Below are 14,697 nucleotides of genomic sequence, written 5' to 3' on the forward strand. Positions count from 1 at the left end.
ATTCGCCGTCGGAGTCGCCGCTGAATGAATGGAGCACGGTCTGCGTGCCGTCGGGCGTGATCATGAATACGGTGCCCAGATCATTCTCACCACCGCCCTGGCTGGCTCCGTAGAGATTGCCGTCCGGACCCTCGACCAGAGCTCCGGCGGGGTCCCAGGCGCCCGGCGGACTTCCGAAAGCGTAGAGCTCCGAGCCGGTCGCCGGCTCACATGAAACCTTCGAGTTGTTTGCCGCCGTGTCGCCGCCCGTTCCTGAGCCGTTGTTCACCGTGCAGCGCGACCCTGTGGGGCTGCTGCGAACGACGATGTTGTAGGCAGTGCCGCTGGCGACAGCCGTCGGCATCGTGAACGTCGTTGCGTTGGCAGGCACATTCAATGTGTCGTTGCCGTTCGCGAGGACCAGCCCGGTGGAGGTCAGTCCGTCGACCGAGCCGCCGACGGTTGCCGTGATTTGCGTGCAGGCAATCGCGACATTCGCGATGTCGCTCGCTGCCACCGTGCCTGAGCCCTGAGTGACTGCGCACTGATATCCGGCGGGCTGTGTGCCAACAGAGATGCTGTACGAAGTACCGCTGGGCACTTTCGTATTCAGGGTGAATGGCCCATTGGTGGAGATCGTCTGCGCACTCTCGCCGTTGTCGGTCACAGAAAGTTGCGCACCATCGGGCAGACCGGAGACGGTGCCGCCGACGGCGAAGGTCGGAGGAGGGGCGTCATTGTTGCCGCCGTTGTTTCCGGCGTCAGCGCCACTGCCGTTGCTTCCACCACCGCCACCGCACGCAGCGAGTGCGATGGTGAGCATAAGGACGCTGAGCCCTCGAAGAGACGTTTTCATCAGTTGATTCCGTTGTTGCCTGACGGCTGCGACCCATCGCACCCGAACATGATGGGCATGATCCGTGGAGGGCTCGGGCAATCGAACTGACTGAACGGGCGGGGTGGAGCTTTGCGCCGGGTGGGTGGGGCGCGTGATTCGCGGAAATTCCCATGCGCGCGCTCTAGCTCGCCAGCATCCGCATCAGATCGGCCGAGAATTTGGCCCCGGTGCGAAACGCATGCGCTTCCACGGGCTGCGATCGATAGGCGAGATAATCCGTGTTCGCACGAATGTAGAAGCCGTGGTTAGCCGCGAAAGATAACGCCTGCTCGTGCAGCGGATGATCTTCCTGGCTCACTGGATGTTCCTCTTGCACTTGCTTCGCCAGTTGATCCTGCCAATTGTGAGAATTCTCGTGGCATAGCCCGGCGATCATGTCCTCGAAATCCAGGAACTGGCGATTGACCGTGCCCACCAGGATGACTCGCTGGTCTCGCAGCCAGCGATAGCCCTTCACATCCGGATCGGTGGTGAAGCGGATATCTTGTGGCGGTTCGCAATTCAGCGCTCTACTGTGCGCCTGCGCGATCTTCATCATGATGTCGCGCATTTGCCCGGGCGTGTACGTGTGCCACAGGTCGCGCGCTTCCCGCAGCATCTTCTTGTCCCGTTGCAACCAGCTCATGAGCGTCCGGCGTTGCTCCTTCTCATGTCGTAGGAATGCAGGGCTGAGCTGCATCGCGCGGTACAGCTTGGACTGCGCATCCAGGAACGGCCGCCAGCGCGGATCGTTCGGCGGTTGGCCGCGCAGATGGCCGCGCACTTGCCGCAGCAGGATCAATTGCTCACGCACCGGCAATTTCATGAGGACGGCCAAGCTGGTCCTCTGGACCAGTTGGCGAGCCTGCTTCGCGCGCTGCGTAATCGAACTTTCGCGCTCCAGCTGAGCGATCTGTTCCACGGTGTCCGCGATCAACATCGCAACCTTTTGATCCGCGGCCTCGACAGTCAGCTGCAATGTTTCCAGTGCCTTTGCATAGTCGGGTGCAGCTTCGCCGGGATCTCTCCGAGCGCCCTGCGGTGAAGTAGGCAGCTGAGCCAGCAGTGCCTGGAATTCCTTCATGTCGGGATCGTCAGCGGCGCTGTCCAGATCGTCGACGCGTTCGAGATAGCGTCGCTGCCGAGACAGCTCGCGAAAATATTGTTCCTCCGCGGTGCGCGGCGTCCCAGGCTGGCGCTGCGTGTTGTGTTCGGCGACTTCCCTCAGCAACGCCTTGGCCTGCCGGGATTTGTCGAGCACCAACGCCTTGCCGGGCGAGGTATCGAAGTTGTGCCCCTCGACGAACCGGTTGTAGAGATCGGCTTGCGCCTGGTTCTTCGGCTGGATATGCACGGCTCTCCAGTTTGCGGTGGCGGAGTACCGGGCCGACAGTGCCGCTGGCGCGAGCTTCGGATGCGTCCTGTCGAGCGCATCGAGCAGATTGTCTCCAGCGTGTTCGAGCTCATCGCGCGCCGCACGCAGTTGGGCCTCGGTCGCGCCGGGTTTGAACTCGCACGCTTTGTTGGCCTGGTCGAATGCCTTCAAGGCAGCCGACAGGACCGGCCCTTTCCACAAGATTCCTGCCGCGATCTGCCTCGCGGTGCCGAAGCCCATCTTTTGGAGCTCGTTCCGGTGCTTTGCTTTGAGTCCCTCCACGGCACGAGAGCTATCGGCTTGCGTCGTGATCAGTGCCGAAAGTTGATCGCGCAAAGGGCGCAACTCCTCCGGAACAGAGTCTCCCGCGGCAGCGAGACATCGTTCGTGCAACGCCTTTTCGAGATGCAGCACCTTTTTTCCCGGCCACTGCCGCTCGAGCACGGTCCGCAGCAGATCGCCGAATGCTTCTTCGCTGAATTGCGGATCGCTCAATGCCCACTGCTGTTTCGCCTCCGACAGTTTGCGAAGGTCGGCCGCAAGTCCCGCGGCGCTGGCCTGCCTGGACGCCAGTCGATCCAACAATGCTTCGATCTGACTGCGTGCATGCCGCTGCTGAACGCAGGCCGCTGCGCGTCGAACGCAACGTGGCACGACGGTGACTATCGATGACAACCGCCGGCGGATCTGCTCGATCCCACGCGCAATCCTGTGTCGAAATCCCTGGGGCGGGGCGGTGCCGACGTCATGTCCCGCCAGCGCAGTCTGCTGTGGGTCCGGTGCGGCGCCGGACGATGCTGCACCAGTCTCGGTGGGGGACTTTGATCGAATACTCCCCCAACTCCAACCCATGTGATCTTCCTCGGTCTTGAACTCCAGATGGGTAACGGTGCTGGCGCAGAAGGTTCGCGCTACAGCCCGAACCTTTTCTGCGGATGCCGTTACTAGCGTCGTTGGATTCCTTCAGACGTCCGCGGGCGCAAGAGGACAAACCTCGCCAGCATCCCGCAGTCCTCCACACGAATGATGCTCATGAAACAGCTGCTCTCATGGTTCGCCGTCGTCCTGCTCGCCAGCGTCCTGGCCGCTTGCCGCTGGGATGACCGGTCCGTCTTCCATGCCTCCTTCAGCAGTGTTCCGCAGCCCACCGTTTCCGACGTGGCGCCGCCGACATTCGCCATCGGCGGAACTGTCGCGGGTCTCGGCGATCTTGCAGGCCTGCAACTGAGCGATGGCATCGATACCATCACGGTCGGCCCCGGCGATGCGACGTTCGTCTTCCCGACGCGCGTGCCATCCGGCACGTCCTATGTCATCGGCATCGTCAATGAACCTGCTGGCAAGACGTGTACGGTCGCCGGTGGCTCCGGCACGGTCGATTCGGCCGACATCGCCAACGCTGTCGTGACCTGCTCGGATCGGGCCTTTCAGCTCGGCGGCACCATCCAAGGGTTGAGCACCGCGGGCCTCGTGCTGGCCAATGGCGAAACGACACTCGCGGTCGCTGCGGACGCAGCGAGTTTCACGATGCCGGCGCTCGTCGCGTTCGGCAGCAGTTATTCGGTAACGGTGGAGACACAGCCGCTCGGGCTTGCCTGCGCGGTGAGCAACGGTGCCGGCATCATGCCGGCGAGTGATCTCACGGCGGTGTCGGTCATCTGCACCGATCGATCGTTCTCGCTGGGCGGGAACATCAGTGGGCTGGGTAGCTACGCGGGCCTGGTACTCGCGAACGGCCCCGACCTTCTCGACGTCAATGCCGGGGCGACCGCATTCACGATGCCTACACCGGTGCCGTACAGCAGCGCCTATGACATCACGGTCCAGCGCTCTCCGGCGGGTCTGACCTGCTCAGTCACGCAGGGCTCCGGTTCCATGACCCCCGGCGATATCACCAACGTCGCTGTCACTTGTTCGGATCAGTCTTATTCGCTCGGCGGCTCGATCAGCGGCTTGACCGTGCCGGGGCTCGTGCTCGCGAACGGACCGGATCTGCTGACGGTTTCTGCGAACTCAACCGGTTTCACGATGCCGTCAGCGGTTGCATTCACCAGTCCGTACGCGCTGGTGGTTCAGTCACAGCCGACGAACTTCACCTGCACGATCGGCAACGGTACGGGCACGATGGGCGCGGGGCCGGTCACGGATGTCACGGTGACGTGCGCTCAGGCGACCTTCACGATCGGCGGATCGATCAGCGGGCTGACGACCAATGGGCTCGTTCTATCGAACGGCAGTGACAGGTTGCCGATACTGCCCAATGCGGCGACGTTCACGATGCCCACGCCCGTGGCCAACGGCGCAAGCTACGAGGTGACCACGGTCAGTAGTCCGGCAGCCGTGCGTTGTACAGTCAACAACGGTTCGGGCGTTGCGGGCGCGGCGCCGCTGTCGATCAGCATCTCGTGCGGGCAGGCAACCCTCTCAGCGCTGCATGTATTCGAAGATCCCGATCTGGGCGCCAACCCCGAAAATGCCCATGTCATTCAAGGCAGGGATGGCAACTTCTACGGAACGACGGGCAAGGGCGGCGCCTATGGCGGCGGCACGGCTTTCAAGCTCACGCCGTCGGGTGAGCACACGTTACTTTGGTCGTTCGGCTCGGGAGTAGATGGTCAGGAGCCGATGGCCAGCCTCATTCAAGGTCGCGATGGCAATTTCTACGGGACCACGGCCTTTGGCGGAGGTCCGACGAGCTATGGTACTGCGTTCAAACTGACGCCGGGCGGCGCTGAAAACGTGCTCTGGTCGTTCGGCGCCGGCGAAGACGGACGCAACCCGACCGCGCCTCTGCTGGAAGCGAGCGATGGGAATTTCTACGGTCTCACCAGCAGGGGCGGCGCCTCAGGTCTCCTCGGCGCGATCTTCCGGCTGACGCCCTCCGGGATGGAAACGGTGATGGTGTCTTTCTCCTCGGCGAACTGCCAGGGAGCCTTCCCCAATCTGGGGGGCCTGATTCAGGGCCGCGACGGCAAGCTCTATGGCACGACATACGACGGCGGTGCGCGCGGCGGGGGTAACGTCGTCAGCATGACACTGGACGGAGTTTGCACCTCGGTGGCGAGCTTCTCCACGAACGACGGCGGGCCGTACTACCTCATCGGCAGTCTCGTGCAGGCCAGCGACGGCAATTTCTATGGTGCGAGCATGGCGGGTGGCACAGCGAATAATGGCGCTCTCTTCAGGATGACGCCGTCGGGTGTCGTGACGCTGCTGGATGTGTTCAAGGACGGCACTCTCAATGGATCGCAGCCTGCCGGCGGCCTCATCCAGGCCAATGACGGCAACTTGTATGGAGTGACCACGACGGGCGGCGCCTACGGGCACGGCGTTCTGTATCGACTGACGCTGGCGGGTGAGGAGACTGCCTTGTACTCGTTCGAGTCCTCGCCCGGCGATGGCGTGATCCAGGGAGCAGACGGCGGTTTGTATGGGATGACGACGGGGGGTGGCGCCGAGGGCTACGGCATGGTGTTTCAAGTGAAGTAACGCGGCGTGTGGCGCATCGTCTCGGCCGTGACGAGTGCAAAGAAACGCTCGACATGATCGAGCCTGTTGCGTCGGCACGTTGGCCTCGATGGTGCGCAGAAGGCCCAAGACTCCTGATGTCGATGCCGCGGTTTGCAGGTTCTGCTTTCGCTTCGCTCAGAACAAGTTCGATCCGTCGCCGACCGCCGGGGGAGTCATCGCCCCATCGGTGAGCTCGGCAGCATTCGCATCAGGCGCACCCGAGCAGGCGGCGCGCTCTGCTATGACGTGCGTGGTTTCCGCGGCACGCCGAGCAGCGCGGCGGTGGTCTGAGCGATCAGTGCATCGATATCCCGAGAGGGGTCACTGCCGAGACGGCCCGCTTCGTCGATCTTCTCGTAGACCGTGCCGAGCACAGTCAGCAACAAGGTGAACACCGCGTCGCTTCGCTCGCACTCCATGCAATATGCCGCTTTGACGTACTCGCCCATCTGCCTTTCGCTGTTCCAGCGCTGCACGACGTATTCGGATGAATCCTGTCCCTGCAGCAGGCGGGCGAGCGCGTCCATGTCTTCCACATCCAACGCTGCCGCGTTGGGCGCGTGGCCAGCGAAATAATCGCCGCGACGAGTGATGGCTTTGCCGAAGGCCTCACGTAGCAAGCGACTCACAACGGCAATCGAAGTGAGCGCGGGCTTCTCGTGAATCTGCTCCAGCTGTTCGGCGAGGCCGAACGGGCGGCTGTCGGGTTGCTGTGTATTCATTCCAATTTACCTTCCACGGTCGGTAGAACTACGGCCTCGACGATGTACTTGCCGGTTTTCGGGTCGACGTTGACGCTATGGATTGCATAGCGCGTGTTCTCCGGCAGCAGCACTTCCTCTTCGCTTCCCATGATCGATGACTTGCCGATGTAGATGCCGCGTACGCCTTCGCCAGTGACGAGTCGCAGCTGCACCTCGTGATTGTTCTTCCCGGAGACATTGCCCTTCTCGCCGTAGACTCCGCTGGGGAGCGACAGCGAGTCGAATTGCGGGGACTGGATGATGGTTCCGGGCTTGAGACTCAGCAGCTTTCCTTTATCCGGAAACCAACCCAGGTTGCGCTTGAGCTCCATGCCCGCGGGCAGTGGCAGGGACACTCGATGCAGCACGTTCGAGAGATCGCGGACGAATTTGTTCACCTTGCCGTCGCGCATTTCCTTGTTGTCGCCGCAGTTGCTCACGTAGTGGTGGATGAGGTTCATGTCCTGCGGCGGCAGATTCCTGAGTGCTTCGTCATGCTGCTGCAACAGCGCCTCGTCGGGATTCGTACCCTTCCAGCTTCCGAAGGCGTCTTTGATCATTTCCGCATCGGTTTCACCGAGTTTCACGTAGGAAGCGAGTTTGTGATTCGCGTCGACGCGTGCCGCTTCCGTCACCGGAACGGGCGGGAAATGTTTGGCGTGCTCCGCTACTGCGTCGGCACGTGTGCGAGGGATCGGCGGCAGCAGCGCGGCCTGGCGCTCGGCTTCTTTCCTTGCCGCAGCTTGTGTCGCCTCCTCGGCGGCTGCTTCGGCAACCAGGCGCTCGGCTTCGTCATCCCAAGGAAGCAGATAACTTCGCTCGAGGATGTATGTCTTCTCCTCGCCTTCTTCCTCGACATGGATCGCTGCGAACCTCGGATTGGGGAGGGCGATGATCTCTGCACACCGCGGCTGGGGACCCAGCTTCCACAGGACCTTGTCGCCGAGCTCGAGATCGAGCGGAGGCTTCTCATCGACGCGGGCAGCAGGCTCGGCTGCCTGCGCTGGCTGAGCGGCTTGAGCGGGCTGAGTGGCTTGAGTGGTCTGAGTGGCCTGAGCAGCCGGAGTCGTCACCGCGGTCGCCGACGTCGACGCCGACGCCGACGCCGAAGCGGCGGGCGTATTTGCGCTGGACGATGCGATATCTGCGACGTGTGGCGGCGGATTCAAATTGTCTTCCGAGATCTCCCCGCTCGCCCTCGGCGCGAGTTGCTCGCTCGGTACAGCGTTGCCATCGGCTGAAGAGGGTTCCGGGCGTGGAAGCCTGAAAGAGTCGGCAGTGTTCTCGGAAGATGCGCGTCGACCGAAGCACGCTGCGACGGCACGAAACTGGCGCGAGAAAAAATCTCTGACGCTCGACCAGGTGCTTCGGCGAGGAACGAGGGGCGTTCCTGGCGCTGCCACGTGAACGGTTCTGCCGCTCGGCAATGCGCCAGCAGCGGGGTGCAATGGCGCGGTTCCCCCCGTCGTGGGTTGAGCTGCGGGCTTGGCGGTGCGCAGGAAGGGCAGGCAGTCTCGCAAGGGATTGGGCATCTGCTGTCGCCGCCTGACTGCGGTTCCTTAGTCGACTACGTGTGCGCTGTGGAAAATGGGAAAGACACGCTCGACGGTGAGTAACGAGTGAGCGCGGTAAGTTCACGCGCCACGCGAGACGGACAGCGCACATCTAACTGGCCAACATACGCATGAGGTCGGCAGCTAGCCGCCTGCCCGAGTGGAACGCGTGCGCTTCGAGAGGTTGCGTTCGATAGTCGAGATAGCCGTAGTCCGAGTCGAGGTAGAAAGGATGGTTGGTCTCGAAGATCAGGGCCTGCTCATACAACGGGCTCTGCGTCGCAGCCCGGCTCTTCACCGCCTTTATGAGCTGGTCCTGCCAGTTGTGCGTATTCTCGTGGAACACGCCATCCATCATGTGCTCGAAGTCGAGATAGTGAGCGTCGGCCGTGCCCACCACGATCGTCCGCGAGCTCCCCTGCCACTCGTAGCCGGATACCTTCGGATCCGACGTGAACACGATGTTGTCAGGCGGCTCGCAGCCGAGCACTTTACTGTGCACTTTTGCGATGTGCATCAGCACCGCCCGTCGCTGCTGGGGTGTGTACGTGTGCCACAGGTCGCGTGCTTCCTGCAGCATCTTCTTGTCTTGTTCCAATTCGCTCATGACGTCACGACGCAGCTGCTTTTCGTGGGTCAGCAGCTCCGGGCGCAGTTCCATCGCCTGGTAGAGCTTGGCTTGCGCCTCCGCGAACGGTTTCCATCGCTCTTCCTGGGGCGGCTGGCTCGTGAGATCGCCGCGCACCAGTTTCATCAACCGCAGCTGCGCCTCCGGCGGTAGTCTCGAGAGCACCACCTTGGGCGTATTCGAGACGAGCCACTGCGCGGTCTCGGCGCGCTCGGGCGTATCGGGTGGCGCCTGCTCCAGCTCATCGATGTGACCCAGTGTCAGAGCGACCCGCGTTGCGATCTTGCGATCCGCAGCGGCAATGGCCTGTTCCAGTGTCTGGAGACCTGCCGCGTAGTCGGGTGCTCCGCCATCCGCGCTCTTGGCCTTGCCGGACGTTTTCGTGGGCAGCCGGGCCAGCGTGTCGCGCAGCACCTTCATGTCGTCATCGTTCTCGGGCTCGCCTGTCGCGCGGACGGCTTCGAGATAGACCCTTTTTTTCCGCAGCAGGCGGAAATATTGTTCCTCTGTGCTGCGCAGAGCGCCGCGTTGACGCGGTTCGTCGTGGGCCAGCTGAATGCGCAGTGCCTTGACCTGCGCGGACTTCCTCGCGACCGCATCGCTATTGCGCGGAGGTTGCAGATAATCCCCCTCAAACTGCGCATAAAGGTCAGCTTGGGTCTGGTTTCTCGCCTTGACGACGATGGCGGTCCAGTTCTGATTGCTGAAGAGTCGGCGTCGCAACGCGGGCCCGGACGCCTTCGGTGAGCGCGCATCGAGTGCGTCGAGGAGACGATCGCCTGCCTCCTCGAGCGCCTCGCGCGCGGCCTGCAGGTCGGCCTCGGTGGCCCCGGGCTTGTATTCGCAGTCTTTGGTGGCCTTGTCGAACGCCTTGACGGCGCCAGCCAACATGGGCCCTTTCCAGAAGATGCCTCCGGCGATCTTCCGCGCCTGGCCAAAACCCATCCTGTGGATCTCATTTTTGTGGTGCGCCTTGAGCGCTTCGACGGACCGATAGTCGCCGACCTTGGCTTTCACGAGTGCCGCGAGTCGCTGACGAAGCGGCGCCTGCGGAAGGTGATCGAAGTCGGGGCCGGCCATCACGCCGACGGTCTTTTCCAGATGTCTGATCGTCTTCCCGGGAAAATGCTGAACGAGCACGTCGCGAACCATCTCGTCGAACTGCTGCTCGGTCTGGCCCGGGGGGCTCTGCAGCCACTGCTTTTTCAGGTCCTCGAGCTTGTCGAGCTCGGCGCCGAGCTTGCCGTCCTCGAAATCGCATGAATCCACGCGCTTGAGCAGCGAGACGAGCTGCTTGCGCGTACTGCGCTCCACAGACGCTGTGTCGGGGAGGCGGGAGTGACCAGACGGCGGCGCGCTGACCAGCGAAGAGAGCTTGCGGCCGAATTGCGCGAACGCCTGCGTGATGGCCTGGCGGAAGCCGCCGGGCGATGCCGTTTTCACGTCGTGACCCGCGAGAGCGGTCTGCCGTGGAGAGGGTTCTGGATGAGACGGCTGTCCAACCACCGCCGGCGGCGTCCCCGGTTGGATGGCTTCCCATCCCATGTGTGATTCCTCTTCTGTGGTCTGGTTTTCGGCTCAGCCGATTCGCAGGCCGTAGTAGTCCCGAACATAAGCGAGCAGCGCTTCGGGAAAGCGCGGATCGCCCCGCAAGATCGTCGTCGGGGCCAGCTCGAACGGCGGCGGCGAGGGCTCCTCCGACTCCACTGAGATAGCGGGTTTGCCGTTCAGCCGATGCATCACCTGCTCGAGGAACGAGGCCCGTGCGGGATCGGCGGCCAGGATTTCGAGCTGGCCATCGCTGTGAATTCTCATCAGGCCGATGAGGCATTCGTCGGCGCCGTCTTCCTCCTGGATCTCGTCGTAGACGCCCGCTATATCACCGTCCTCGCCCGAGAACGGGTCGGACGCGAGCTCTGATTGAGTGTTCGGCATGGCCACTCGCAGTCGGACGTTTTCACCTGGATCGCGGGGTGGGTAACGCCCGAGGAGGAGATGGTTCCAGTCCTCGCAGGGAACCGCGCGGCGCTGATGGTTGCTCAATGGCCGGGACAACAGAAGAGAAGGAGACGGTCGGCAGAGCTCCCGCTTACTGAAAAGGAACCTAGCCAGAAGTGACGTTACTCAGGGGTCTATCAGGAGTAGGCGAATTCAATCCATGCACTTTGCGCCGCTGAGGCTGTTGCGAACCTGCTTCGGAGTGCGTTCCGGTGCAACGCAGGACGCTTCGGCGCCGCAGCCCGTGCGGCGAGTGTCTGTCGCTGACTCTACCGTTCCGCGCATGCCCGTTACTCCCCCTCGGGCGGAGAATCGAGGGATATTCAGTTGCTTCAAGAGCTGGATGGCAAGGACCTTTCGGAGGGTCGCGTGTTGCGGCTTTTCCCGCAATCCGCAACGGGACAGCTCCTCCGGCCTTGCCTCCAGGGACACTGACAGATCGGGCGCATCTGGCAGCGAAGGGCTGTCGCCCGCCCATTCCGGGAACCCTGTCCCGCCCCAAGAGGCGCAGCACAATGCCGCGCCAAATACTTCCTTGCCGAAGGTCGGATGCGATGAAGGTCTCATCGGAATATTCGGAGAGCATCTGAGCGCTCTTCCGGATCGACCCGATGGTGAATGGTGTGTTGCCTTCCAGGCATTCGTTGCGGCCATCGACGAGCTCACCGTCGAGAAACAGAAACTGCCTGCGATCCTCCAGCTCATCAGGTGGTTGCCAAACGTGCCATCGAGCGACGCTCCTTACTGGTTCGATCGCCTCTTCGAAATGACGCTGACGCTTGCGCCGGAATCCAGGGCGGATGCGTTGTGTCAGATTGCGAGCGAGGCTCAACTGGGAATGATGGGCGCGACTGACCAGAAGGACAAACTGTTCGAGAAGCTCCTGGTTGCGAGCCATGAGATACCAGAACAGCAGCGAGGCGCGCTCCTGGAAGATCTCGCACGACTCATTGGCTACTTGTCGCGCAACCTCCGGTTGCAGCACAGTTTGACCGTTCTCCACGATATCGCGTGCCTGAAGCCTGATGACCATCTGAAAGCGCTCGTGGAATTGACCTTCAAATTGGATTATTTGCCCGCCAATGATCGGCCAGCACTCCATCGCCAGTTGACCGAGTTCAGCTCGCGATTGTCTGCGAGTCACAAACAGCGCCTGCTCGTGCGTCTGGCCGCTACCGTTCCCACCGAACGTTCAATCATGGATTCATTTTTGAATGAAATTACCCTGCTTGACGTTCAAGACCGCGCGGAGGTGCTTGGGAATTTGATTGCCAGAATAAGGAGGCTGCCGCTCGCGGAGCGGAAACCCTTCTTCCAGAGAGTTCTAGCCGAAGTCGAGAAGATCCCGGAGCAGCATCGGGAGTTCGTCGAGGCGGTCCTGGATCCGAGACCTGGCGCGGTCGCCTATGTCGAGGGGACGGTGCATTTGCAGCGGATACTTGTTAGAGAGTTGAGGCATCTCGAGCTCGATGATGAACAGGAGGCTGAGCTGGACCAGCAAGTGAGGACGTTGGGAAAGCGGGACTCGTAAACCCCGGATCTCGATCGGGGGCGCACGAAGCTCACGTCCCTTGGTATATGAAGCTGCCGCCGGAGTGGCTGACGCGAGATCGGTCGAATTTTCTGTATATTTTTGGGCTGATGCCTGTTACGTAATAACTTGCGCGGCAGCGCGTACGGGAATCAGGTCGAGGTGAACCGCTTTCGAAAGAGAGTGCCTTTCATCGAAGCCAAAGCAGCCGAGCCCGCCGCGCCGATGTCGGTGTTAGCGCCCAGGTCAAGCATCCTCACGTCGTGCATCTTGCTCAGAGCGATGGCACCTGCGTCGCCGATGAGGTTGATCCGCAGATCCAGCGAGGTGAGGCCCTTCATTGTGCTCAAAGCGACGGCGCCTTCATCGCCGATGTAGTTGCACCCCAGATTGAGCGAGGCCAGGCCCTGCATCTTGCTCACGGCGGTAGCGCCAGCATCGCCAATGTTGTTTCGCCACAAATTGAGCGAGGTCACACCTTTCATGTTTTCGCTCAAGGCAATGGCACCCTTGTCTCCAATGTAATTCCACGTCAGGTCGAGCGTTGTGATGCCTTCCATGGTGCTCAAGGCGCTGGCGCCTGTTGCGAAGATGGCGTTGGCGCTGAGATTGAGTGTTTTCAGGCCTTTCATCGTACTCAACCGCTTCGCACCGTTGTCGCCGAGGTCGTTGAACGACAGATTGAGCGAGTCCAATCCCTCCATGCCGCTCAAAGCGGCGGCACCCTCTTCGTGGATGACGTTGTCGCTGAGATCGAGTGCCTTCAGGCCTTTCATCGTACTCAACACCTTTGCATCCTTGTCGCCGATGCGGCCGCCGCTCACCTTGAGTGCATCCACACCTTCCAGCCGAGCGACGGACGTCAGATCGCGGACGGTACAGTTGATGAGACTCAGGCTCGCGAGCGGACGCGGCCCGCTGGGCGGGGCGAAGAAGTCGCGGTCAACCGTGCAGCCTTTGAGGGTGAGCGATTTGACGGAGGAGGGCAGATCCGCCAGATCGAAGCCTTGTGTGAACGCCGGCCCCTCGAGGGTCAGCTGCTGGAGATTGCTGAAGCGCTCGAGTGATTTCAGGGCGCGAGGATCGGTGATGGTGAGTTTGGTGACCGCTGGGTCGGCGTGGGCCTTGGAGAGCGTGCTCACCTCGGACAACGGCAGTCGCGTGCCCTCGGCGAAGGGGTATTGGTGGAATGCGGCGAGTGCATTGCTCAGCAACTCCGGGGACGCCGAGGGCATGACGTCACCCTCATCCTGTATGTCGCTGAAGTCCTCGATATCGCTGATGACGGTGGCGGTCGATTCGTGTGGCGAGTCCAGACTCGGGAACGGCTCGGTGGGCGCTGAGTCGGTAGCATCCTGGGTCAGGCTCGCAGCGTGCGTCGCCGAAGGGATATTCTCGCTTGGCAACTGAGTTCTCGAGCGCTCCGCACTGTCGGGGGCGGCGGATTGCTCGGCAGACGCAGAAGCAGGGTCCGGCTCCAGGGACCACAGGTCAGCGGTCCACATCTGAGGGGGAGGGGACGCGGCTGGTCTGCGGGCAAAGCCACAACAGGTGACCTTCTCACAGGTTCGCGACACCCAGTCCTTGAAGCGACTGAAGCGCCCGGGCGCCTGAGCGGGCCTGCGTGCAGCGGTGGGATCGGCGACCGAGACGGAACGAGCGGGCTGCGGTCCGGCAGCCTCCGCGGCGGGACGCGGACGCATGCCGAAGCAGCTTCGCAACAGACCCAGCGGTGTGACGGCCATTTCCAACGATCTCACGGTCCCAAGTGGCCAGTGAGTAACCGCAGTAACGGTTTCGTTTCTTTCTGGCCGAGATGTTTGCGAGATGAATCGGCGCCGTCACGATGTCCGGCCGGTTGGTGATGAAGTTTCCGCGAATGGCATCCGGCATGACGACGTCACGGCTTCAGGAATCGCGGATCCATCGGTTGTGGCAGCGATTCTCCGGTGTCTGCGGTATCGGTCGGGCGCGCCGCGTGCGCTTTGAGCTCGGACAACGCTGCCACCAGCTGCGCCCATAAACTCGGGAAATGGTCCAAGCGCCAGGCGAATTCGAAGGCGTTCGACTTGCCGATGGCGACTCGCTCCGAATAGACCAGCGAGTGCCGCTCGGCGTCGTAGCCGATGACGCCGGATGCCGTGCAGTGATTGAACAGATTCAACGCCAGCACGCCGAGCAGATACAGCGCGTCGGGCCTCGGATCGAGCGCCACGATGGGAGCATAGAGCACGACGGAGTCTTCGTCGGCCAGCACTTGAATGAAGAGGGTGGCGCCGTTGGCGAACTCGATGGCGCACGAGCCGCCGTCCGCGAGCTCGAACGCCGTGCCGAACTGCTCATTCACGGTGGTGAACCATTGATCGACGACACTTACCGGGTTCACTGTCGGACGTCCTCACTTGGATCGTGGAGTGAGTAACGCTGGAAGCGCAGAAGGTTCCAGCCCTTCGCACCGGGAACCGTGCGGCCGAAGACCGTTACTCAGTGGGTCGGGCGGCGT

10 protein-coding genes are annotated in these 14,697 nt (G+C 62.2%); 2 read left to right on the forward strand and 8 right to left on the reverse strand.

What is annotated here, in order from left to right; translation table 11 throughout:
* Window positions 1-835: choice-of-anchor tandem repeat GloVer-containing protein (locus tag EKO19_RS21570; protein WP_217705515.1), on the reverse strand; the 835-nt coding region annotated here is incomplete at its 3' end.
* A gap of 163 nt (window positions 836-998) precedes the next feature.
* Entirely contained in the window at window positions 999-2,885 is a 1,887-nt protein-coding gene (locus EKO19_RS21575; RefSeq protein WP_129778570.1) for a hypothetical protein, read from the reverse strand.
* A gap of 378 nt (window positions 2,886-3,263) precedes the next feature.
* Between EKO19_RS21575 and EKO19_RS21580 the strand changes: the two genes are divergently transcribed.
* Entirely contained in the window at window positions 3,264-5,720 is a 2,457-nt protein-coding gene (locus EKO19_RS21580) for a choice-of-anchor tandem repeat GloVer-containing protein (protein WP_157995377.1), read from the forward strand.
* 260 nt (window positions 5,721-5,980) lie between these two features.
* On the opposite strand, the gene EKO19_RS21585 is transcribed toward EKO19_RS21580, so the two are convergent.
* From EKO19_RS21585 to EKO19_RS21600, 4 genes are all read right to left on the reverse strand, one after another.
* Complete coding sequence (locus EKO19_RS21585; protein WP_129778572.1) at window positions 5,981-6,463, reverse strand: hypothetical protein; 483 nt, start codon at window positions 6,461-6,463, stop codon at window positions 5,981-5,983.
* Window positions 6,460-7,653, reverse strand: coding sequence for an ADP-ribosyltransferase (locus EKO19_RS21590; RefSeq protein WP_157995378.1), 1,194 nt, complete (start codon window positions 7,651-7,653; stop codon window positions 6,460-6,462). The genes EKO19_RS21585 and EKO19_RS21590 overlap by 4 nt, the downstream gene beginning before the upstream one ends.
* A 496-nt stretch (window positions 7,654-8,149) precedes the next feature.
* A complete protein-coding gene (locus EKO19_RS21595) occupies window positions 8,150-10,108 on the reverse strand; it encodes a hypothetical protein (RefSeq protein WP_129778574.1) in 1,959 nt (652 codons plus the stop codon).
* A gap of 135 nt (window positions 10,109-10,243) precedes the next feature.
* Complete coding sequence (locus tag EKO19_RS21600) at window positions 10,244-10,600, reverse strand: hypothetical protein (protein WP_129778575.1); 357 nt, start codon at window positions 10,598-10,600, stop codon at window positions 10,244-10,246.
* A 406-nt stretch (window positions 10,601-11,006) separates the two neighbouring features.
* Between EKO19_RS21600 and EKO19_RS21605 the strand changes: the two genes are divergently transcribed.
* Entirely contained in the window at window positions 11,007-12,194 is a 1,188-nt protein-coding gene (locus tag EKO19_RS21605) for a hypothetical protein (RefSeq protein ID WP_129778576.1), read from the forward strand.
* Between the two features lie 152 nt (window positions 12,195-12,346).
* Here the strand turns inward: EKO19_RS21605 and EKO19_RS21610 are convergent, their stop codons facing one another.
* Together EKO19_RS21610 and EKO19_RS21615 are read right to left on the reverse strand one after the other, a co-directional pair.
* Window positions 12,347-13,600, reverse strand: coding sequence for a leucine-rich repeat domain-containing protein (locus EKO19_RS21610; RefSeq protein WP_175597150.1), 1,254 nt, complete (start codon window positions 13,598-13,600; stop codon window positions 12,347-12,349).
* A 494-nt stretch (window positions 13,601-14,094) separates the two neighbouring features.
* Window positions 14,095-14,580, reverse strand: a complete 486-nt coding sequence (locus tag EKO19_RS21615; protein WP_129778578.1) for a CesT family type III secretion system chaperone — start codon at window positions 14,578-14,580, stop codon at window positions 14,095-14,097.
* Window positions 14,581-14,697: the final 117 nt, after the last annotated feature.

It is taken from the genome of Peristeroidobacter soli (assembly GCF_004138485.1).
In the GTDB taxonomy this organism is placed as follows: Bacteria; Pseudomonadota; Gammaproteobacteria; order Steroidobacterales; family Steroidobacteraceae; genus Steroidobacter; species Steroidobacter soli.